At 43.5% G+C, this 20,935-nt stretch carries 21 protein-coding genes; 13 read left to right on the plus strand and 8 right to left on the minus strand.

The annotated features are described in order from the left end of the window. The first annotated feature begins 90 nt into the window (after positions 1 to 90). Complete coding sequence (locus OH463_RS12710; protein ID WP_045489887.1) at positions 91 to 2,727, plus strand: hybrid sensor histidine kinase/response regulator; 2,637 nt, start codon at positions 91 to 93, stop codon at positions 2,725 to 2,727. A 59-nt stretch (positions 2,728 to 2,786) separates the two neighbouring features. After that, the gene (locus OH463_RS12715; RefSeq protein WP_269991393.1) at positions 2,787 to 3,776 is read left to right on the plus strand and encodes a Gfo/Idh/MocA family protein; all 990 of its coding nucleotides are present in this window, start codon (positions 2,787 to 2,789) and stop codon (positions 3,774 to 3,776) included. A 141-nt stretch (positions 3,777 to 3,917) separates the two neighbouring features. On the opposite strand, the gene OH463_RS12720 is transcribed toward OH463_RS12715, so the two are convergent. Continuing rightward, positions 3,918 to 5,255, minus strand: a complete 1,338-nt coding sequence (locus OH463_RS12720) for an MATE family efflux transporter (RefSeq protein ID WP_005453572.1) — start codon at positions 5,253 to 5,255, stop codon at positions 3,918 to 3,920. A 123-nt stretch (positions 5,256 to 5,378) separates the two neighbouring features. Further along, positions 5,379 to 5,693, minus strand: a complete 315-nt coding sequence (locus OH463_RS12725; protein ID WP_005453573.1) for a DUF496 family protein — start codon at positions 5,691 to 5,693, stop codon at positions 5,379 to 5,381. 238 nt (positions 5,694 to 5,931) lie between these two features. Here OH463_RS12725 and OH463_RS12730 point away from each other — a divergent pair, with 238 nt between their 5' ends. The 5 genes from OH463_RS12730 to luxQ all read left to right on the plus strand — a co-directional run bounded on the left by OH463_RS12730 (position 5,932) and on the right by luxQ (position 11,231). Continuing rightward, positions 5,932 to 6,135 (plus strand): hypothetical protein, encoded by a 204-nt coding sequence (locus OH463_RS12730; protein WP_009696233.1) that lies wholly within the window; start codon positions 5,932 to 5,934, stop codon positions 6,133 to 6,135. Positions 6,136 to 6,228: 93 nt separating this feature from the next. Then, complete coding sequence (locus tag OH463_RS12735; protein ID WP_269991395.1) at positions 6,229 to 6,882, plus strand: YceH family protein; 654 nt, start codon at positions 6,229 to 6,231, stop codon at positions 6,880 to 6,882. Next, positions 6,879 to 7,205 (plus strand): GIY-YIG nuclease family protein, encoded by a 327-nt coding sequence (locus tag OH463_RS12740; RefSeq protein WP_017188723.1) that lies wholly within the window; start codon positions 6,879 to 6,881, stop codon positions 7,203 to 7,205. The genes OH463_RS12735 and OH463_RS12740 overlap by 4 nt, the downstream gene beginning before the upstream one ends. A gap of 349 nt (positions 7,206 to 7,554) precedes the next feature. Continuing rightward, positions 7,555 to 8,652 (plus strand): autoinducer 2-binding periplasmic protein LuxP, encoded by a 1,098-nt coding sequence (locus OH463_RS12745; protein WP_005453580.1) that lies wholly within the window; start codon positions 7,555 to 7,557, stop codon positions 8,650 to 8,652. Next, complete coding sequence (gene luxQ / locus OH463_RS12750; protein ID WP_005453581.1) at positions 8,652 to 11,231, plus strand: quorum-sensing autoinducer 2 sensor kinase/phosphatase LuxQ; 2,580 nt, start codon at positions 8,652 to 8,654, stop codon at positions 11,229 to 11,231. The genes OH463_RS12745 and luxQ overlap by 1 nt, the downstream gene beginning before the upstream one ends. Before the next feature lie 67 nt (positions 11,232 to 11,298). On the opposite strand, the gene OH463_RS12755 is transcribed toward luxQ, so the two are convergent. Together OH463_RS12755 and OH463_RS12760 are read right to left on the minus strand one after the other, a co-directional pair. Next, complete coding sequence (locus OH463_RS12755; RefSeq protein ID WP_047515332.1) at positions 11,299 to 11,961, minus strand: PilZ domain-containing protein; 663 nt, start codon at positions 11,959 to 11,961, stop codon at positions 11,299 to 11,301. A gap of 93 nt (positions 11,962 to 12,054) precedes the next feature. Next, positions 12,055 to 12,981 carry a DMT family transporter gene (locus tag OH463_RS12760; protein WP_269991397.1) on the minus strand — a complete coding sequence of 309 codons (927 nt, stop codon included), beginning with the start codon at positions 12,979 to 12,981 and terminating at the stop codon, positions 12,055 to 12,057. A gap of 149 nt (positions 12,982 to 13,130) precedes the next feature. Between OH463_RS12760 and OH463_RS12765 the strand changes: the two genes are divergently transcribed. After that, complete coding sequence (locus OH463_RS12765) at positions 13,131 to 13,586, plus strand: Lrp/AsnC family transcriptional regulator (protein ID WP_269991399.1); 456 nt, start codon at positions 13,131 to 13,133, stop codon at positions 13,584 to 13,586. A gap of 162 nt (positions 13,587 to 13,748) precedes the next feature. After that, positions 13,749 to 14,354 (plus strand): class I SAM-dependent methyltransferase, encoded by a 606-nt coding sequence (locus tag OH463_RS12770; protein ID WP_005453590.1) that lies wholly within the window; start codon positions 13,749 to 13,751, stop codon positions 14,352 to 14,354. Positions 14,355 to 14,410: 56 nt separating this feature from the next. Here the strand turns inward: OH463_RS12770 and OH463_RS26275 are convergent, their stop codons facing one another. After that, positions 14,411 to 14,641, minus strand: coding sequence for a hypothetical protein (locus tag OH463_RS26275; RefSeq protein ID WP_074051703.1), 231 nt, complete (start codon positions 14,639 to 14,641; stop codon positions 14,411 to 14,413). 176 nt (positions 14,642 to 14,817) lie between these two features. Next, a complete protein-coding gene (locus OH463_RS12775; protein ID WP_017188730.1) occupies positions 14,818 to 15,360 on the minus strand; it encodes a hypothetical protein in 543 nt (180 codons plus the stop codon). A gap of 116 nt (positions 15,361 to 15,476) precedes the next feature. On the opposite strand from OH463_RS12775, the gene OH463_RS12780 reads away from it, so the two are divergent. From OH463_RS12780 to secF, 4 genes are all read left to right on the plus strand, one after another. Next, a complete protein-coding gene (locus OH463_RS12780; RefSeq protein WP_047515337.1) occupies positions 15,477 to 16,145 on the plus strand; it encodes an SH3 domain-containing protein in 669 nt (222 codons plus the stop codon). A 144-nt stretch (positions 16,146 to 16,289) separates the two neighbouring features. Further along, positions 16,290 to 16,769 (plus strand): hypothetical protein, encoded by a 480-nt coding sequence (locus OH463_RS12785; protein WP_009696226.1) that lies wholly within the window; start codon positions 16,290 to 16,292, stop codon positions 16,767 to 16,769. 166 nt (positions 16,770 to 16,935) lie between these two features. Continuing rightward, a complete protein-coding gene (gene secD / locus OH463_RS12790) occupies positions 16,936 to 18,774 on the plus strand; it encodes a protein translocase subunit SecD (protein ID WP_009696225.1) in 1,839 nt (612 codons plus the stop codon). A gap of 2 nt (positions 18,775 to 18,776) precedes the next feature. Beyond that, positions 18,777 to 19,679 (plus strand): protein translocase subunit SecF, encoded by a 903-nt coding sequence (secF, locus tag OH463_RS12795; protein WP_005453603.1) that lies wholly within the window; start codon positions 18,777 to 18,779, stop codon positions 19,677 to 19,679. Between the two features lie 160 nt (positions 19,680 to 19,839). Here the strand turns inward: secF and OH463_RS12800 are convergent, their stop codons facing one another. After that, entirely contained in the window at positions 19,840 to 20,106 is a 267-nt protein-coding gene (locus OH463_RS12800; RefSeq protein ID WP_005453604.1) for a hypothetical protein, read from the minus strand. 45 nt (positions 20,107 to 20,151) lie between these two features. After that, the gene (locus OH463_RS12805) at positions 20,152 to 20,772 is read right to left on the minus strand and encodes a LysE family translocator (protein ID WP_269991418.1); all 621 of its coding nucleotides are present in this window, start codon (positions 20,770 to 20,772) and stop codon (positions 20,152 to 20,154) included. Positions 20,773 to 20,935 lie beyond the last annotated feature (163 nt).

Genomic DNA, 20,935 nt, shown 5'->3' on the forward strand with positions numbered 1-20,935 from the left:
GCCGATAAAACACTTCATACAAGTTCATATTCAATCTATGAAAGTGGTCTAGTATTAATTCGAGAGCCTTTTCCTAACACGGGCAAACGGATGATAAAACTTTCTATAAAATTACGTTTAGCTCTACTCGCACTGTTACCCGCGGTGGTTATTTCTGTGTTTGCCGTTCACCAATTTGTCGTTAACTCTCAAAGAGTCGACCAACTCAATCAAACGGTCAGTAATATTCAAGGCTTGAAACTGATTTCCGAAGCGTCTCATTTTGTCTATGACATGGAGAAGGAGCGTCATCGATATGGAGAAGAGCAGCCTTTACCAATTGAAGTGAAAGTACAACGTGATAGAGCACTTTCTATCTACGAGAAGTTTATACAGAACAGTTATACTGCCGAGTATTCTGATGACCTTAAGCGAGCGATGTTAGATTTGATCTCTGGTGACTTGAGAGACAGTGTGGATGCCGGAGATTGGTCGTTTCGCCTGTTGCAAGAAATGTCTCAATCACTGGTTCAACATAATCACTTGTTTGATAGTGATGAAGCGCATTGGATGCAAGATTTCATCGCTTATCTTGCTCAACTTTCTTACTGGACGCAAAAAGAAGCTTGGTTGACGTATCGGTTGGTGCTACAGCCTGATAGCCAACCGAATCAAAACATGTTCTTTCAAGCCATTGAGCGCCAACAGCAAAGCCTGGAAGGATTCTTAAAGTTAGGTGCATCAAATGAGCAGGTAGAAAAGCTCCTTAGTTTGTATACGTCTCCTCGTTATTTGTCGAGTATCGAAGCCCGAGGACGTTTATTGGCAGGAGAGATGTCCCAATCTGACTATGTGACTTATTTACGAGATCTTGACCACCGTGTTCAACGTTTGCAAGTCATGACCGCAGGTTTCACGCAACAGGTTGAAAGCGCATTATTGGTCCAAGTCAGTTCGCAAAAGCAGAGCATTACGCTCATGACCTCGGGCGTGATGGTCATCATCATCCTGTTATGTTGGTTAGGCTTTGGTACTTGGTATCGTGTGCATAGTAAATTGGACTCGATTATTCATTCGCTTAACACCTTAATCCATGAACATGTAAAGGGGGAGAAGGTGGTGGTTGATGGCAATGATGAGTTCACGATCTTTGCACAACAAGTTAATCGAATGATGGAGGAGCAAAACCGACAAACAGAAGAGATTTTGCAAACCAAAGAATCTGCTATTTCGGCAAACCGCGCAAAGTCGGTCTTTCTTGCAAGCATGTCTCATGAAATTCGAACTCCTTTGAACGGGATTATCGGGATGACAGAGATCCTGTCACAAAGCGAACTTTCAGATCATCAAAAAGAAGTCTTAACCGATATTGATACCTCGTCGCATACCTTGCTCACGTTACTTAATGACATCCTTGATCTATCTAAGATTGAATCAGGTCATTTACAGCTTTCTCTTATCGAAACAGATATTCGTGAAGTCGTGTACCAATCGATGATTTTGTTCCAGTCCAAAGCCACGTCCAAGCAATTAGAACTGAATATCAATTTAGATGAGCGTATTCCTGCGCGCATCAAGGTTGATGACCATCGAATCAAGCAAATCGTCATGAACTTGGTATCGAACGCGGTGAAGTTCACAGAGAAGGGCTGCATCAATGTGGATGTTGACTACCAAGAATCCACCACACAAAAGAGCGTATTTTTGACTTTTCGAGTATCTGACACCGGTGTAGGTATAGAAAAGGACAAGCTTGATTCCATCTTCGAGCCTTTCACTCAAGAAGACGAAGGTATATCACGTCAGTTTGGAGGGACAGGACTAGGCTTGGCCATTTGTCGTCAACTGGTGGCTATGATGGGCGGCAAGTTAACCGCGACGTCTTCAAAAGGAGTGGGAACCAGTTTTGAGTTCTCAATTGAAGTGGAAGTGTTGCCGACCGTAGGTTGGCGCTCAGAAACCATTCGTAACGGTATTCTAATTGGAGATAACTACGCGTATGCCGATCAAATTATGAAAGAGTGTCGTTTAGCTGGTATTCAGCTTTCAGAGGTAAGTAGCATTAAGGATTTACCGACTTCTACAAAGGGGCTGGAAGTGATCTTTTATTGTCATGATGGCAGAGTGGCGTTGGATTCTGTAATAGACGAGTTAGCGCGTACGGTTGATATTAGCCGAATCATTGTTTGCCAACATCATTTGATCTCTACTTACACCAATTCTGAGCGTATTCATTCTGTGCTGACTTTACCTTTTTTAGGTAACCGCTTTAGGCATGCCATTGATGAACTCGCACACATTGAACAAAATACTCAAAGTTACCATGTCACACATTCGGCAGTGGTTCATAATATCAACCAGTCACGTACACATCGTCGCATTTTGATTGCTGAAGATAACTTGATGAACCAAAAGATAGCCAGCTTTTTCTTAGATAAGGCGGGATACGATTATCTGATTGCCAGCAATGGGCAAGAGGCATTAGAAGCCATCACTAAGGGGGAGAAGTTTGATGCAATTCTTATGGATTGCATGATGCCAGTTATGGATGGTTTGACCGCAACAAAAGAAATTCGCCGCTGGGAGAAAGAAGTAGGAAGTGGGAAGATCACCATTATTGCTTTGACAGCGAGTGTGCTCGAAGAAGATATTCAAAACTGCTTTGCTGCGGGAATGGATGCTTACTTACCGAAACCTTACAAGTCGAATCAACTGTTTGAGTTGTTTAATGAACTAAAGCTTGCTTAAATCGTGTCTGCGAGCCGAACTCCTTACGGCTTCTAGAACGATAAAGAAAAGGAAGTAACATGTTCAAACTTGCTGTGATCGGGACGAACTGGATCTCTCAACAATTTGTTGAAGCTGCGCTCCAGACCAAAGAATTTTGTCTTCAAGCTGTGTATTCACGTGATGTTGAGAAAGCGTGCGAATTTGGCAAGCCTTATAATGCGCAATCTTATTACGATAGCTTAGAAGCATTAGGGGCTGATAACGATATCGATGCCGTTTACATAGCGAGTCCAAATTCACTGCATGCTCCTCAGGCAATGCAAATGCTTAAAGCGGGTAAGCACGTGATTTGCGAAAAGCCGATGGCTTCAAACTATCCTCTTGCTCAGGCGATGTTTAAGACCGCTGAAGAAAATAACGTCGTGTTGTTCGAAGCTTTCATGTCACCATATACGCCGAATTTTCAAGTGCTAAAAGACAGCCTACCAGCGATCGCCCCTCTTCGTCATGCCACGATCAGTTATTGTCAGTATTCTTCCCGATATCAGAAATATTTAAATGGTGAGAATCCAAATACATTCAATCCAGAATTTTCTAACGGTTCGATTATGGACATCGGTTACTACTGTGTTGGCTCCGCGATTGAGTTGTTTGGCGAGCCTAACAGCATAGAAGCAAGTGCTCACATTTTGCCTTCTGGCGTCGATGGTTGTGGCAGTGTGACGTTGGCGTATGACGGCTTTAACGTGAACCTATTACATTCCAAGGTAAGCGATTCGCTAATACCAAGTGAATTCCAAGGTGAACAGGGCAGTGTGTTGGTAGATATGATTGCCACAGGACGTGGTGTTGAGCGCATTTTGCGAGGTGAGAGTAAACAAGTACTAACATTGCCTCAAGAAGAGAACCACATGTTCTACGAAGCGCACGCATTTGCAAAGCAACTCAAAGTTGGCTCGATTGATCCTCAAATGAAGCAGCGCTCACTTATCGTTGCTAAAGTGCTCACTGAGGTGAGAAGACAGACTGGCGTTGTGTTCCCAGCGGATAAAGTGGCGCTAGGCTAACGCCTTTCTTTACAAACGCTGCCTAAAGGGTTCGGCTAGGTGTTCCCATCTGAGTGAAATTTAACCGCGAAAGATCAACAGACCCCAGTGTATAAAAACCATAAAGCCCTCAATGCGAGGGCTTTCGTTTTTCTTGCTTATTTAAGCGGCAGCATGCGCTTCTGTGAGCTTACGAATCGTTTTTCTATAGGTTAAGTAAGCCGCGATACCAGCTAAGATATTACCCAAACACGCGCCAATAAGTAGCCCTTGAATCCCACCCAATTGCGCACCGACCCACAAACACGGAAGGAAGAACAAAAATAGGCGCAGTGCCGAAATGGTCAGAGCCGTGTAGGACTTACCAAGGGCGTTACAGATCGAAACCATCAACATACACACACCAAGCGAGCCCAAACTGATAGGTACAATCATCAAGTGCATTTCAAGTACATGGGTGACTTGCGCGTCGCTGGTCATCAATAATGCCAGTGGGTCTGCAGCGATAAACGTAATCACAGCAATCAGCAATTGGAAACCAAGTATGAACTTAACCGCAATCGAGATGAGAGACTGAATGTCGGTGTAGTTTTTTGCTCCTAGTAGACGACCAACCATCGGCGGCATTGACATCGTCAGTGCAAGTACAGAAACAATAGCAAAAAACTCATAACGAGAGCCTAACGCCCATGATGCTACCGCTGCGGTACCAAAGCCTGCCAATAGCTTCGTCGCCAGCATAGAAGAGAGTGGTGGTAATAATTGGCTGATCATTGCCGGTCCCATAATGTGACCGATGGAGCGAACGCTTTTCACAACATCCAGCTCTTGCCATTGGAACGTCGCCCAGTGATTTTTTTGTACGCGAGGCGCCACAACCAAAATGCCAAACCCGAACGCGATTATCGTAGCGATAGCGGCACCGTTGATGCCTAAATCAAAGGTGAAAATGAATAGTGGATCGAGCACTAAGTTCACTACACTGGTGACCATCATCATAGTGCCTGGCAGCATGGTATTACCATTAGAACGACAAATACTGTAATAGAAGTACAGCACAGCACCCGTCCATGAGCTTAGCAACCACCATGGCCAGTAGCTGTCGATAATTGGCATGACGGTTTCTGGTGCGCTTAATAAAGAGAGAATAGGGTAACGCAATAACCAAATGATCAAACCAAGTACAGCTACGCCGACAGAGCCAATCATGAGGACTAACCCACCTAATTGCTTTGCGTAGTGGGTGTCGTTTGCTCCTAGTGCTTTCGATATCACTGCGGTAGTGGCAATACCCAAACCAACTTGAATGCCAATAACCACCATTTGTAATGGTAAAGTGAAGCCTTGTGCCGCAAGTGGTAAAACGCCCAGTTGCCCAATGAAGGCACTGTCGACAAGTTGGAAGCTCATCAATGACAATACGCCAAACAGCATTGGCCAGGTCATAGTGAAAAGTTGTTTTGCTAACGTTGGTTGCACGCTAGAAGAAGTAGAAGACATAGAGAAATTGGGTGTTTTGGGAACAAGAATTGGTGTTATTGTACACACTGGTTTTGTAAGTTACAAAAAGAAACCCCGAGCAAGTTATCCCTGCTCGGGGTTAAATTCTACAACTATTTGGGCTTATTTTTTGCCGCTAGTTTGTTTGTCTTCTTCAGTCAGTTCGCGAATACGACGGCTGATGTCACGACGTGCTTTAGAAATTTCTGCACTCTTGATGATGTGATCGTCAACGCGGTCTTCGTAGTCTGCTTTCATGTTCTTGATGATTGCAACGATTTCGTCGTGAGACATTTCTGGTTTGATGTAGTCTAGAAGGTTTTCTAGTAGGTCTACACGTTTACGGTTGTCACGAACTTTTTTCTCGTTATCAAGCAGCTCACGTTTTAGTTTGTTTTTACGACGAGCTTGGTTCACGATTTCAAATACGCTACTCATGGTTCCCTTTCCTAATTTGTGAATATCTGATTCGATTAAAGCACAACATCTCGTGGCATAACAGTCTTTAGATCAAACGTCATGCTGGGTTGGACATTTATCCATCAATTCTGATGTGGCATTAACAATCGAGTGCTAAAAGCGTGAATGTTGCTCACTTGAGTGAAGGGACTCGTTGTCATGGTGGAGCCTTCGCTATATCATCAACTTCATTCAATACAAAAATATGAAGCTCGAAATGAACTCTGGGACTATTGCGGAGCAAGTCGAAAGCCAAGAGGTCGATAACCAAGACGATTCTTTGGCTACCAAACTCAAAGCAGCGTATGTGGCTGCTAGAACGCAACTCGAAATCACTGAAGTCGAACTTAATCGTTCGAAGATAATGATGATTGACGAGAATGGAAAAATGACCAAAGTGTCGATTCTATCAGAGCATTAAGACCTAACCCGATTCGCAAAGGGTGTCAGGTCCATGCGCTATGCTTTAGCCTGATACCCAAATTCAAATGCAACAATAATAAGGAAATGCATTATGAAAGTTGAGCTAACGGCAATTGAAGCACGAGTAATTGGCTGCTTAATCGAAAAAGAAGTCACCACCCCCGACCAATACCCTCTAAGCCTTAACGCGCTGACGAACGCATGTAATCAAAAAAGCAACCGCGAACCTGTCATGTCATTGTCTGAAGCAGACGTACTAGACGCGGTTGATGCACTCATCGAGCGTCGTCTTGTCAGTGATGAAAGTGGTTTCAATAGCCGTGTCAGCAAATACCAACACCGATTCTGTAATACCGAGTTTGGCGACCTACAACTTACCGAGCAAGAGAAAGGCATCGTATGTTGCATGCTGCTTCGTGGTGCTCAAACCCCTGGCGAAATTCGCACGCGCACTAATCGCCTAGCAACATTTAATGATGTAAAGGAAGTTGAAAACGTTCTTGAGCACCTTGCAAGCGAAGAGAAAGGACCTCTTGTGGTTAAACTGCCTCGTGAGGCGGGCAAGCGTGAATCACGTTACATGCATCTATTTTGTGGTGAGGTAGACATCAATGAGTTGGCTGTGGCAAGTGCGGCGCCATCATCAGCCGGTTCTGAGCGCATTAGCCAGTTAGAACAAGAAGTGGCAGAACTTCGTGCAGAGCTGACCGCATTAAAAGAACAGGTTGAATCTCTGCTTTCATGAGTGAGACTGCCGAGCAAAATTGGAGCGTCTATCTAATCCGTAATAACCGTAATGCGCTGTATTGTGGTGTAACGAATGATGTGGACCGACGCTTCAAACAGCATCAGAGCGGGAAAGGTGCAAAAGCACTGAAAGGGAAGGGACCATTAACCTTGGAATGGTTCTCTTCTTTTGAAAGCAAAAGCGTCGCGATGAAAGCGGAATACTTTATCAAGCAACTGACTAAAGCTAAGAAAGAGCTCTTAGTCAGCGAAGATGCTGAAATTTGTATCGATGAAAAACATGTCCTTGCATTTCAAACACGAGTGAAGTGTTCCAATTAATCAATGATTTTCGCAAGTGACATTTTCGACCAATATTGAGCTGTACAACTTCTAATCAGTTAAAAAGTACAAATATGTGCTGCTAGTTCAATGTTGGGCAATTTGAATTAACACTATGCGTATTAGAGAGCAAACCGCCTTCAAATGGCGGTTTATTTTTGTCTATTATGGGTATCATTTCAGGCGACAGTAACACATAATACATTGATGCCCTGCTAGGCTTAATATCAAAAAAATTTATATAGAAGCGGGCAATTTATGGATATCAGAATTATAGGGTAAAGGATGACTCGGCTAGGTAATAAAATAGAGCAGTTCCATGCTCCATAAAAAACTAAAAGAGCAACAGATGAAAAAAGCGTTACTATTTTCCCTGATTTCTATGGTCGGTTTCTCTCCTGTTTCACATGCAACGCAAGTGCTCAATGGCTACTGGGGTTATCAAGAGTTCTTGGATGAATTCCCGCAGCAGCGAAAACTCACTAATGCTTTAGCAGAAGCCGTTCGTGAACGTCCTGTACCATTCTCTAAAAACAAAAAGCGTCCGCTTAAAATATCCGTGGTTTATCCGGGGCAGCAAGTATCTGATTACTGGGTAAGAAACATTGCGGCATTTGAAAAGCGCTTGGACAAGCTAAATATCAACTATCAGATCAACCAAGTTTTCACACGCCCTAATGCGGATATTAAGCAGCAAAGCTTGTCGTTAATGGAAGCGCTGAAGAGCAAATCCGATTATTTGATTTTTACGTTAGATACAACCAGACACCGCAAATTTGTTGAACACGTTCTTGATTCAACAAACACCAAATTGATCTTACAAAATATCACGACACCAGTGCGTGAATGGGATAAACATCAACCGTTTTTATATGTCGGATTTGATCACGCGGAAGGCAGCCGTGAATTAGCGACAGAATTCGGAAAGTACTTTCCGAAGCACACCTATTACAGTGTGCTCTATTTCTCGGAAGGGTACATTAGTGATGTGAGAGGTGACACGTTTATTCATCAGGTTAACCGTGATAATAACTTTGAACTACAATCAGCGTACTACACTAAAGCAACAAAGCAGTCGGGATATGATGCTGCAAAAGCAAGTTTAGAAAAGCACCCAGATGTTGATTTTATTTATGCGTGCTCGACTGATGTTGCGTTAGGCGCTGTTGAGGCGTTAGCAGATTTAGGGCGAAGTGATGTTATGATCAACGGTTGGGGCGGTGGTTCAGCAGAGCTTGACGCTATTCAGAAAGGCGACTTAGATATCACTGTTATGCGTATGAATGATGATACTGGTATCGCCATGGCAGAAGCCATTAAGTGGGATTTGGAAGGAAAACCTGTCCCAACCGTATATTCCGGTGATTTTGAAATTGTTACCAAAGCTGATTCACCGGAAAGAATCGAAACGCTGAAGAAGCGTGCATTTAGATATTCAGATAATTGATGACAATAACTCGATCAAACATAAAGAAGCGTCGCTCACTGGCGACGCTCATAACAAAGATCATCATTCTTGTTCTTGCTCCGATCATTCTAGGGATTTTTATTCAGAGCTATTACTTCTCTAAACAGATCATTTGGCAAGAAGTCGACAGAACGAAGCAACAAACCTCTGCATTGATCCACAATATATTTGATAGTCACTTTGCGGCGATTCAAATACATCATGACAGCAACTCAAAAAGTGAAGTGATTCGTGACTTTTACACCAATCGCGACACTGATGCACTTAACTTTTTCTTTCTCAGTATCGATCAAAGTGACCCATCGCACACGCCAGAGTTTCGCTTTCTGACCGATCATAAGGGCATCATTTGGGATGATGGTAATGCACATTTCTATGGTGTGAATGATCTTATCCTCGACAGTTTGGCGAACCGCGTCACCTTTAGTAATAACTGGTATTACATTAATGTGATGACCTCTATTGGTTCTAGACATATGCTGACGCGTCGCGTGCCAGTGTTGGATCCTGCGACAGGTGAAGTGCTTGGCTTCTCTTTTAATGTTGTAGTGCTTGATAACAACTTCGCTTTGATGGAGAAGCTAAAAAGCGAAAGTAATGTCGACAATGTGGTCCTTGTGGCGAATAACGTCCCTTTAGCTAACTCCTTAATTGGTGACGAGCCATACAATGTTGCGGATATTTTGCAGCGCAAAGGTTCAGAAAGAAGGCTCGACAAACTTCTAGTGATTCAAACTCCAATAGAAGTGAATGCCGTGACGACAGAGTTATGCTTGCTTACTGTGCAGGATAACCAAAGCGTTGTTACGTTACAGATCCAACATATCCTAGCAATGTTGGCTTCTATCATCGGTATGATCATGATTGCGTTGCTCACTAAAGAATGGATCGAGAGTAAGGTAGCGGCGCAGTTGGAGTCTCTGATGTCCTACACTCGTTCCGCGCGTGAGGAAAAGGGCTTTGAGCGCTTTGATGGTTCGGATATCGAAGAGTTCGATCATATTGGCTCTACTCTTGAAAGTACTTTTGAGGAACTAGAGGCGCAGAAGAAGTCATTCCGAGACCTGTTTAACTTCGCGTTATCACCGATTATGGTGTGGTCTGAGGAAAGTGTTCTTATCCAAATGAACCCTGCAGCACGCAAAGAGCTCGTTATCGAAGATGACAATGAAACCATGCATCCTGTCTTCCAAGGCTTCAAAGATAAATTGACACCTCACCTGAAGATGGCAGCGCAAGGTGCGACGTTAACAGGCGTCAACGTTCCAATTGGGAATAAGATTTACCGTTGGAACCTATCACCAATTCGTGTCGATGGTGATATCAGTGGCATCATTGTGCAAGGGCAAGACATTACGACTCTGATTGAAGCGGAAAAGCAAAGTAATATCGCACGTAGAGAAGCAGAGAAGTCTGCACAAGCTAGAGCTGATTTCCTTGCGAAGATGAGTCATGAGATCCGTACTCCAATTAACGGTATCTTAGGTGTTGCGCAATTGCTTAAAGACACGGTAGAAACTCAAGAGCAGAAGAACCAAATTGATGTTCTGTGCCACAGTGGTGAGCACTTACTTGCCGTACTGAATGATATTTTGGATTTCTCCAAGATAGAGCAAGGTAAGTTTAATATTCAGAAGCACCCGTTCTCATTCTCCGATACGATTCGCACATTGGAAAATATCTATCGTCCAATCTGTACAAATAAAGGGGTTGAACTGGTTATCGAAAACAAACTGGATCCGAATGTCGAAATCTTTACGGATCAAGTTCGACTCAACCAAATTCTGTTTAACCTTGTTAGTAACTCCGCCAAGTTTACTCCGTCGGGCTCTATCCGGATCCATGCCGAGCTTGAGCAATTTTATGGTGCAGAGAACAGTGTATTGGTTGTTGAAATTACTGATACGGGGATCGGGATTGAGTCGGACAAGTTAGACCAAATGTTCGAACCGTTTGTACAAGAAGAAGCAACAACAACACGAGAATACGGTGGCAGTGGTTTAGGCTTAACCATCGTTAAGAATCTTGTCGATATGTTGGAAGGCGATGTTCAGGTTCGTAGTAGTAAAGGGATGGGCACAACTTTCGTTGTGACATTGCCGGTAAAAGACCGTGAGCGTGTATTCCGACCGTTAGAAGTCAGTCAACGCGTTAAGCCTGAAGCTTTGTTTGATGAGAGTTTGAAAGTGTTGCTGGTGGAGGACAATCACACCAATGCCTTTATTCTTCAGGCGTTCTGCAAGAAGTACAAAATGCAGGTTGATTGGGCAAAAGATGGATTAGAAGCGATGGAGTTTCTCGCGGACAATACTTATGACCTTATCTTGATGGACAATCAATTACCGCATCTTGGTGGTATTGAAACAACTCATGAGATCCGTCAGAACTTGCGACTTGGTACGCCTATTTATGCCTGTACGGCTGATACAGCTAAAGAAACTAGTGATGCATTTATGGCGGCAGGGGCGAATTATGTCTTGCTCAAGCCAATCAAAGAAAACGCATTACATGAAGCGTTTGTCGATTTTAAGCAAAGATTTTTGCTAGAACGGACGTAATGCAGAAATAGCAAAGGGAGCATGATGCTCCCTTTTTAGTTCTTTACGGTTGAGAACCTTATGCAGCCTAAATCGTGCTGGCTGAAAAAGAATGCTCTAGTAACTCATTCTTCAATTCTTCGGACATATCAAGCGGTACCTCAAATTTCACGCCTATAATCCAACCTTTTGGTAGCTTCTTAATATTGGCAACTGAGCAGTGGTTTTCTTCGTCGATATAGCCACTTAAAGGGGATTCAATCGTAATTCGCTCACCGATTTCAAACTCGGGTTCAACCAACGTCGAAATTCCACAGCCAGAAAGAGAGAAGTCGACCAAACTGCCATCATATTTATTGCCAGTGTGGTCTATTGCACAGTCTAATTGCAATTTATAACGCTCATGCTCACGTACAGGCTTCGTCGCGAAGGTGGCAGGAATCCGTACAAACAATAACGGAGACGGTCGGACCAAGTTCATCAGCACACTGGTCTTAAAAGCAATCACATGCCCCAGATCTGTATCTGACACACCACGGATAACAACGTCCACATTGGTGAGTTTTCTTAGCGCTTGCTCTTCTAATAACCGAGCGGGTATGTCGAGAATGATATAAGCGTTTTCTTTAAGCCCTAAATAAGTAGCAGCGTAAATGTACTTTTCTTCCTGACCGAACTCGAAATTTACCGAGATTCGCATCCCTGTTTTTAGGAATTTATGCAGTTCATCTTTTGTATGAGTTGAAGGCATAACATCTGACGTTTAATTTATTATCGCAACAGGTTATCAAAACGCTATTTTGGCTTTCAATAGGTGCCTGTAAAAAGTTATGCAATTTTATTGTTATCTGTGAACAGGTGGCTGATATTTCTGACTAGGGTCTTGTTTCATCAGGATATTACTCGCCACGATACTACCGCAAGTCACCAATATTAAAGCACACCATGTAAGGGTATCAGGCTGCTCATTAAACACTGGCATTGCGAGTAAGGTTGCCAATACTGGTGTGAGAGATCCGAATGCGGCGCTGGCTTCCGCTCCAATGGTTCTGATTGCGTAAAGAAAAGTGAAAGATGCTAATAGACCTGCTCCGATACCTTGTAATACGAGATGACCAACAAGCTCTTTCCATGGCCAATCAGTGATAGGTGTGATGGCTAAATAACTATCCAACCAACCGAAACCTACAGCGACAATCAGCAATGCAAACGAAATGACTGAAACAAACCCAGCGCAAACATAAGCACTTAAATTTGCAACGCGAGCACTGATGGTAAATACCGCCCACATTAAGCTGCCGACTAGAAACAGTAAGTGCCCTTTTAATTGTGCCCAGTTGTATTCTTCACCGAGATTGGACAGCAGGAACACCATAATCCCAAGTAAGACAGCAGACAAACCGACCATACGATGTTGGCTAAGAGGTTGCTGGTAACAAATGACCGCAATCGCAGAGACAAACAGAGGCAAAGTGCCAGGTATCAGAGCACTGCCATGGGCGACTGGGGCAAAGTGCATAGCGGTACCAGCAACGAGCAAGTAAGGGAGTCCGCTTCCGATGACGATACCGATAAGATATTTGTTCGGTACTGCGCGTACTTTATCCATGGATTTGAGGACGAAAGGAAGTAACACCAACGCCGGAATGACAAAGCGAGTTAAGGCAATATCAGCAGGTTGAAGGGCTGAAATTGCGCCTCCACGTAGCGATAGAAAGAAACCAGACCAAAGAAAGAGCGTTGTGATTATTGCGGCGTATCCTAATGCCATGGGAGGTTCCGTTTATTTGTAAATAATGTGTTAATTATCGAATGAAAGTGACGCTCAATGGTGGCAAAATATGACTTAATACAGTTAGAACTTAGTAAATTTCGGCATGGAATTAAAAAATCATGGCGAAATCTGGCAAGGAAGGCAAGATGGATAAAATTGACCGACAGTTATTGGATTTGATCCAGCAAGACGCCACAATGACAACAAGCGAACTGGCAGATAGAGTGGGGCTTTCCGCTTCCCCTTGTGCGCGAAGAATTAAACGCTTGGAACAAGAAGGCGTGATCAGTGGTTACCGCGCAATGGTTTCTCGCGAAGAAGCGGGAATTGCAATGACGGTATTCGTTGAAGTAAGCCTTAATAATCACCAAGCCAGTTCAATAGATGAATTTGAGCAAGCGGTAAGCGAAATGGAAGAAGTGATCTCCTGCCATGTTGTTTCTGGGGCGTACGATTATCTATTAGAAGTGGTGAGTAGAGATCTCACTGGCTATGAAGCTTTTACGCGAAAACTCCAGATCCTTGAAAACGTCAAAGATATTCATACGCACTTAGCGATTCGCCAAGTGAAAGGAAATGGTAACTTACCGATTTATACCTAAGTAACCTCGAGATGCTAGGTTCTTCGAGAACGATTTGTCTTGTAGACGCGGCGTTGTTTTCCTTGACCTCGAATCAATGACAATGCTCAGAATTCTGCATCTTGAAGTTACTGGGTATACTCATAAATACGGTTATTCACAAACCCAACAAACAAAGCAATCATGAAGTGGCTCGACAGATTACGCATCGCACATTATCACCGAAAAAGACACAAACAATTTGGCGAAGACAGAGCCAGGACGCTGGGGTGGCAAGACACTTTCAGCCAAGTCACACGCTTTGAAGCCTTATGTCGGGATTTAGACCTTAATGGCAAAAGTATTCTTGATATTGGTTGTGGATATGGAGATTTGTTGGCGTATATAGAACAAAAAGGCAATAGCCCCAGTCATTATATCGGCATTGATCAACAAAAGCGGTTTATCGTGGAATCTCGCAAGCGTCATTTCATTACTGATACGCAGTTTATCCGGGGCGATTTCTCTAACTTGATTTTGCCGAAAGCGCACTATGTATTTGCATCTGGCTCGCTCAATTACCAATCTGCCAACCCAAATCATACAATCGAGATGATTGAGAAAATGTATCAGACTGCGAGTATTGCTTGTGTGTTTAATCTGTTGGATGAGGCTAAGTTACCCAGCATGCGGATGTTAGAGTCTCACAACAAAGATGGTGTACTGCGTTATTGCAAGCTGCTGAGTGAGAGAAGTTACTTAATTGAAGGTTATTCCGATCATGATTTTACTATCGTGATGCCAAAATAACCGACAATAAAAAACGGAGACAGTTTCCTGTCTCCGTTCGAATAGTCTTTTAAGCCTTATTGGTATTTGTATTTTGAGATCTCACAGTTACCTGTGTGTCTATCAACCCTAAAAGAGAAAGCAGCTGAATGGTATTCCCTCCCATCACTCCAAATTGTTTCTCCGAAGATTTTACATAGGTCCAAATCACTGATTGAACCGAACTCTTTAACATGCCTAACTACTGACAAAAACTTGGCTTTGGTAGCATTAGGACAATCCCTGTTACTTAATCGATTGATAACCATTGGTTTAGCATCATCTCCAGCCAAATGTGACTTTATATTAAATTTTGTTAATGGGTAAACTACCCAAAATCTGCTCGTAAGTAAAGCGTTATTGTGACGTACCTCTCTATAAATTGACCTGTTTGCCTATTAATTGCTCAATTTCAATAAAGGGAACAATCCCAATATGAACAGACTTAGTCAGATTCATTTTGCACGTATTTTAATGCATTGGCTTCTTTATCGTACAGCTGCGCTAAACCAAGGTATTGTGTTGCCAGTTGCGTATAATCTTTAGCGAGTTGGGAAGCGTTTGTTTGATACCATTCGGCGCTAATTTGGTTGGCTGTGGCATCAGAAATTTCACATTTACTTGCGAGTTTTTGCCATCCGTTTGCCATCCAATTTGACTCAATGCTGAGTTTCTCTAACTCTCGCGCTTTACTGGTGAGTTCTTCGCGATATTGAATCGACGCCTTAAGCTGACTTTGAAAAGCTCGTTGGTTAGTTTGTGCCTGCCACAACAAGGTAAGTTCACGTAGGGAGAAGGTCTGAGAGAGCAGTTGTCTTTGTTTGTGTTCAGTGAGCAGCGTATTGAATGTCTCAACGTATCTATTGTAATTGGACTCTAAACGGTTGAATTGGGTAAGATTGTCATTCCATGATGCGTGGTCACACTGAATGCTTGCGTAAGCAGGAAGTGGAAGCAGTAGCAATATCCATTTGAACTTATTCATCATTGTTTTCACACTAATTAGCTTTCTCGTTGATTAGTTTTTGCGTCCGTTATGCACTCTCTATCAGTATAGTTAGTGTGACGGTGCTTACTGCGTAAGGAATGAAAAAGGAACGGAATATGAAGAAAGCCTTGATCTTAATAGTTGTCTTGCTCTTGTTAGGGGGAGCGGGCGCAGGGTATTACTTCTTCTTTATGCAGCAAGACGACCCTGTCGCTGAACAGGAAAAAGAGCCAGAGAAACCAGCCGAACCTGCAGAAAAACCCAAACCGATTATGGATCTTGAGGCGCCCGCACCTGAGATCACCGAGTACTATGTGATTGAGCGCCGGATCGATGTTTACAATAAGCCAGATCATCAGGCGTTGATTATTGATGCGCTGTATAAAGGTGAGAAGGTATCGGTTTTGGAGAAATCTAATGGCTGGTTCCGCTTGACGGATTACATTGTGTATGAAGAGGGTGGGGAAGAGACCGCTGAGTGGGTAGACTCAAAAGGATTATCAGACTCAGAACCTGTCATCAAAGAGCAAGAGCGCTTGGAGATCCTTGATGGGTATTTGCAAAAATCAGACGATTTAAAAACGCATCTCGATATGTTTCGTAACAAAACGCAGCAACTGCTCGATGATGAGACTTGCGACCCAAGTGATTTTGAAGAATTAGGTGGGTGGGTGCGTTCTGTCACTTACAAAACCCGCAATGTTTACTTCATCTACTGCGGTGGCTTGGAACAAGAAAACAAAATCTATTTGGATGTCGATAAAGGTGAAATATTTTATCGATGAATACCGCTTAAGGCTTGCTGGCAACTGCGTTCCACGGTTGGAAACAGAGATTTATAACTTTTTAGTTGTTAAGTATAAGCAATAGGAATACTATCACCGAGCTGAGTTGAAGAACTCGGCTCGTTTTGTTTTAAGTGAGCTACCATGCCTTGGATTTACGTTAGAAAACTGTTTTTGCTGCTTCTTGCAATGGCTTTATCGCCAATGCAGGCGTCGGCTGCACAAGCAGAACAGAAATCCTACTTACCTCACTTTTCTAAGTTGCAGCCATTTACGGCGAGCAACTCTGCATCGAACTCTCCAGTTGATTTCTCAGAACTCTCTGAGGAAAGCACCCAATCTCCAGTATCTGAAGGTCATGCTTTCCAAGATTCGTTTGCCATCTTTAATTCTCAACGTTGGACAACGCACCTTCGTGAGAACATTGACGATGAACACATTGATTTCATCGGCGATTTAAATGCCCCGTTTTATGCTGATGCTGGCTATGCCTATAGCCTTATGGATATCAGCTGGCGTCAAAGCCAATCGACATTTAATCACTTTGTTAGCGACCACCGCCTTTCTGGTTGGAAAGAAACCAATGCGATGTACGTCGCCCTCAATAGTCAGTTTTCTGCTTAAACACCATCACTCTGCACATTTTGTGCATTTCTAACACGGCAATTCTTCAACAGAGTAACTGAAGCTCTGGGCATTCCATACCTGTATGTTGTTCAGGTGAGCGTTTTGTCGTGTCTTGAATCTAACTAAATAAAACTTCACTGAGCAGTGAAGGGATGATGTTTACATGAAGAAAACACCAAAACCACAAAAGAACAGAAAAGTGCTGAATCACTATTCAGCATGGAAATACGTCGTTTTAATTACGACGGTTATTATCTTAACCCTTAGCGCCATCCCAACTTGGTTTGGTGAGCAGCCTTCTATTCAGGTGACGTTTGCTGACCAAAACAACAGTGCGATGTCAGTGGTTCAGCTCGACCAGCTGTTAAAAACGCACCATATTCCAGCCTCTAAAATCATTGAAAAAGACGGTAAGACCACCATTGTTTTTGATGGTGAAGATGCGCAAAGTAAGGCTCGTGTATTGCTTAACGATCAGTTAGGCAAAGATGACAGCATCACGTTCTCATACGTGTCTGTTGCCCCAGAATGGTTAAACGAGATGGGTTTCAGCCCAATCAAGCTTGGTCTTGACCTTCGTGGCGGCGTTCAATTCCTATTGAATGTAGATGTAAATAAAGCGTTTGAAGAACAGCGCGACGCATTGGTTGATGAGATCAAAGCGAGCCTGCGTGAGCAACGTGTACGTGGCGTTCAAGTTCGTGCTGAAGCGCATAACCACATCGCAGTAAATAGTGAAAACGAAGCGGGGTTAAAAGCGGCGAGCCAATTCATTCGTCAAAACTACCCTGGTTGGACAATGACAAGCTCAGATCGTGGCTTTGAACTTCAACCAAGCGAACAAAACATCCAAGAATTCCAAACAACGACACTGCAACAAAACTTGAAGATCATGCGTGGTCGTATCGAAGAGCTTGGTATTACTGAAGCGTTGGTACAACGCCAAGGTAAAGAGAGCATTCGTATCGAGCTACCAGGTGTTCAAGACCCTGCACAAGCGAAAAACGTCATTGGCGCAACAGCAAGTCTTGCGTTCTACGAAGTGAAAGACGCAGGTCAAGCGCGTAGCAGCCAAGACCTTGTCCTGAAAGACAACGATGGTCGTACAGTGATTCTTGCTAAGCGTCCAGTACTAACGGGTGAACATATTGTAAATGCGCGCGCGGGCGTTGATAAAATGGGCATGTCAGAAGTAAACATCTCTCTAGACCACGCTGGTGGTAAGAAGATGAGTGACTTCTCTGCAACGCATATCGGCAAGCCAATGGCGACAGTCTACCGTGAGTACAAAACTAACGAACGTGGTATGACAGAGCGTAGCGAGCGCGTTATCAGTGTTGCAACTATCCAGTCTCAATTGGGTAGCCAATTCCGCATTACTGGTGCGGGTAGCATGGATGAAGCACAGCAACTTGCCTTGCTTCTACGTGCGGGTTCATTGACCGCTCCGGTAACGATTGTTGAAGAACGCACAATTGGTGCTTCTCTAGGTGCAGAAAACATCCAAAACGGTTTCGCTGCTCTTGCTCTTGGTATGGGTCTAACACTGACATTTATGGCACTTTGGTACCGTCGTCTTGGTTGGGTTGCGAACGTGGCTTTGTGTGCAAACATGCTTTGCTTACTTGGTCTAATCGCACTACTTCCTGGTGCCGTGCTAACACTTCCTGGTATCGCAGGCTTGGTATTGACTGTCGGTATGGCGGTGGATACCAACGTAATTATTTTCGAACGTATTAAGGACAAGATGCGTGAAGGTCGTAGTTTTGCACAAGCTATCGACTTAGGCTTCGACAGCGCGTTCGCTACTATCCTTGATGCCAACATCACAACCATGATCACTGCCGTGATTCTATACGCGATTGGTAACGGTCCAATCCAAGGCTTTGCGCTGACGCTAGGTCTGGGTCTGATGACCAGTATGTTTACTGGCGTATTTGCTTCTCGTGCAATGATCAATTTAATTTGGGGCCGCGATGCCCGTCGTGATGTGAGGGTTTAATCATGGTCGAAATGCTAAAACAAAATATCCGTAAGATTCGTTACTTCACGACAGCTGTATCGGTTGTGTTGACGATTATTGCTCTGGTTGCTCTGGGTATGAAAGGGTTAAACCTAGGTCTCGATTTCACTGGTGGTATGGTTACTGAAGTGAAAGTCGATAAACAATTGACTAACCATGATTTGCTTAATGCGCTGCAACCAAAGCTTGGTGAATCAACATCTGTAACCCGTTCAGGCGAAGATGGTCGTTGGGTTATTCGTTACTCAGCACCGGCAGAAGGTCATACATTACCTAATGTTGCAGATGTACTTAAGCCTATTTCACATCAAGTAGATGTAGTAAGTAACAGCATCGTGGGTGCTCAAGTGGGTCAGGACCTGTTCGACCAAGGTGGCTTAGCATTATTAGTATCGGTACTGACGATTCTTGGTTACTTGTGTTTCCGCTTTGAATGGCGTCTGGCAAGTGGTTCTCTATTCGCGTTGGCGCACGATGTTATCTTAGTATTGGGCTTCTTTGCGATTACACAAATGGAGTTCAACCTGACGGTGTTTGCAGCGATTTTGGCGATTCTTGGGTACTCGCTTAATGACTCGATCATCATCGCTGACCGTATTCGTGAACTGCTTGTTGCGAAGCAAAATTGGAAAACAGAACAGATCAACGATGAAGCGGTATTGGCCACATTCTCACGTACTATGGTGACATCAGGTACTACTTTAATCACTGTTGGTGCGTTGTGGATTATGGGCGGTTCTGCATTGGCAGGTTTCTCTACCGCAATGTTCATTGGCGTACTGTCTGGTACGTGGTCATCAATCTCGATTGGTACGGTGCTTCCTGAATGGTTGAAGCTAGAACCAAAACACTACCTACCAGTAGAGATCGACACTGCACCATAATACTTGGTGTTTAAGGTAAAAGTGCTTGCGCCACTCTTCTGAGTGGCGCTTTTTTATCTGTGGAAAAGGGAAAAGGGAAAAGGGAAAAGGGAAAAGGGAAAAGGGAAAAGGGAAAAGGGAAAAGGGAAAAGGGAAAAGGGAAAAGAAATAGAATCGGACGCTACTTCACGCGCATTAGTCGATGCTTGACTGAACCTAAATCAAATTCGATGATCTGAGATCGCTTCATTGACTCGACTTTGGTGAGCATTGCTCCTTTATAGCCCTTCTTTTTCATCCATTGTAACGGTTCAGAAAAGCTGTCCTCATTGACCACGTAAGACTCACCTTTATGTTCGCCAGCATAGACGTTCACTACCCATACTCGGGCTTGAAAATCCAACACCTCACCAAAGGATTGTTTGAGCCTGCTTAAAATGTTCTTCATAACTTGTTTTTCGTCACTAGACCTGTTTCATCAATACTGCTTTTTCTAACTCATTAAGAGCCAAATACCCACTCCCATCATCAAAGTGCCAGCGATTCGGTTCATTAAGCGTACATTTTTGGATTGACCTAGCAATCGCTTCAATCCTTTACCACCCGTTGCGTAAAGAGACATACAAATGAACTCGAACATCAAAATAATAGAAACAAGCACGATGAGCTGAGGAGCAAGAGCCGCAGTTTGATCAATAAAAGGCGGCAAAAGTGAAATCATGAACGCCCAGCCTTTCGGGTTTGCAATTGCGGTGACAAAGCCTTGCAAAACCAAATCCCAGTTACCGCTAGTAGGAACATCAATGCTATCAATATTAATGGCAAGTTTGCCTCGTGAGCGCCACATCTCAACCCCTAAATAAAGCAGATAACCGCCGCCAATCAATTTTAGTACGGTAAAGAGCCAAGGGTAAGTGAGCATGATGGCTGCGATACCGAGCACCGCAGAGATTGAAACTAAAGCAACACCAAACAGTTCGCCAATCATCATCCAAAGGGTGCGACGATATCCGATACTCATACCTAACGTTAAGGCAAGCGTCATACACATCCCAGGTGTAATGGATACAAAGAAAAAGGTAGGGATGAACATAGTTAACAAGGCGGTATTCATGAATATTGATGAGTGTGTAAGTAAATAAAGAAGTATCAAAGATAGTGCAAACTGGCATTCAATGCCACATCTAAAAACAGTAGAGGTTGGAGGTATAGGGTTAACATTCAACTGTTTAATAAAATTTAAATAACAATTAAATGTGTGCGACATATTAGTGCGC

The organism is Vibrio sp. NFR (assembly GCF_027587095.1).
GTDB classification, from domain to species: domain Bacteria; phylum Pseudomonadota; class Gammaproteobacteria; order Enterobacterales; family Vibrionaceae; genus Vibrio; species Vibrio harveyi.

Bases quoted from the DNA above. Each gene is read 5' to 3' on its own strand.
- OH463_RS12710 (WP_045489887.1), top strand. From the start codon at position 91: ATGATAAAACTTTCTATAAAATTACGTTTAGCTCTACTCGCACTGTTA.
- OH463_RS12715 (WP_269991393.1), top strand. From the start codon at position 2,787: ATGTTCAAACTTGCTGTGATCGGGACGAACTGGATCTCTCAACAATTT.
- OH463_RS12720 (WP_005453572.1), bottom strand. From the start codon at position 5,255: ATGTCTTCTACTTCTTCTAGCGTGCAACCAACGTTAGCAAAACAACTT.
- OH463_RS12725 (WP_005453573.1), bottom strand. From the start codon at position 5,693: ATGAGTAGCGTATTTGAAATCGTGAACCAAGCTCGTCGTAAAAACAAA.
- OH463_RS12730 (WP_009696233.1), top strand. From the start codon at position 5,932: ATGAACTCTGGGACTATTGCGGAGCAAGTCGAAAGCCAAGAGGTCGAT.
- OH463_RS12735 (WP_269991395.1), top strand. From the start codon at position 6,229: ATGAAAGTTGAGCTAACGGCAATTGAAGCACGAGTAATTGGCTGCTTA.
- OH463_RS12740 (WP_017188723.1), top strand. From the start codon at position 6,879: ATGAGTGAGACTGCCGAGCAAAATTGGAGCGTCTATCTAATCCGTAAT.
- OH463_RS12745 (WP_005453580.1), top strand. From the start codon at position 7,555: ATGAAAAAAGCGTTACTATTTTCCCTGATTTCTATGGTCGGTTTCTCT.
- luxQ (WP_005453581.1), top strand. From the start codon at position 8,652: ATGACAATAACTCGATCAAACATAAAGAAGCGTCGCTCACTGGCGACG.
- OH463_RS12755 (WP_047515332.1), bottom strand. From the start codon at position 11,961: ATGCCTTCAACTCATACAAAAGATGAACTGCATAAATTCCTAAAAACA.
- OH463_RS12760 (WP_269991397.1), bottom strand. From the start codon at position 12,981: ATGGCATTAGGATACGCCGCAATAATCACAACGCTCTTTCTTTGGTCT.
- OH463_RS12765 (WP_269991399.1), top strand. From the start codon at position 13,131: ATGGATAAAATTGACCGACAGTTATTGGATTTGATCCAGCAAGACGCC.
- OH463_RS12770 (WP_005453590.1), top strand. From the start codon at position 13,749: ATGAAGTGGCTCGACAGATTACGCATCGCACATTATCACCGAAAAAGA.
- OH463_RS26275 (WP_074051703.1), bottom strand. From the start codon at position 14,641: ATGGTTATCAATCGATTAAGTAACAGGGATTGTCCTAATGCTACCAAA.
- OH463_RS12775 (WP_017188730.1), bottom strand. From the start codon at position 15,360: ATGATGAATAAGTTCAAATGGATATTGCTACTGCTTCCACTTCCTGCT.
- OH463_RS12780 (WP_047515337.1), top strand. From the start codon at position 15,477: ATGAAGAAAGCCTTGATCTTAATAGTTGTCTTGCTCTTGTTAGGGGGA.
- OH463_RS12785 (WP_009696226.1), top strand. From the start codon at position 16,290: ATGCCTTGGATTTACGTTAGAAAACTGTTTTTGCTGCTTCTTGCAATG.
- secD (WP_009696225.1), top strand. From the start codon at position 16,936: ATGAAGAAAACACCAAAACCACAAAAGAACAGAAAAGTGCTGAATCAC.
- secF (WP_005453603.1), top strand. From the start codon at position 18,777: ATGGTCGAAATGCTAAAACAAAATATCCGTAAGATTCGTTACTTCACG.
- OH463_RS12800 (WP_005453604.1), bottom strand. From the start codon at position 20,106: ATGAAGAACATTTTAAGCAGGCTCAAACAATCCTTTGGTGAGGTGTTG.
- OH463_RS12805 (WP_269991418.1), bottom strand. From the start codon at position 20,772: ATGAATACCGCCTTGTTAACTATGTTCATCCCTACCTTTTTCTTTGTA.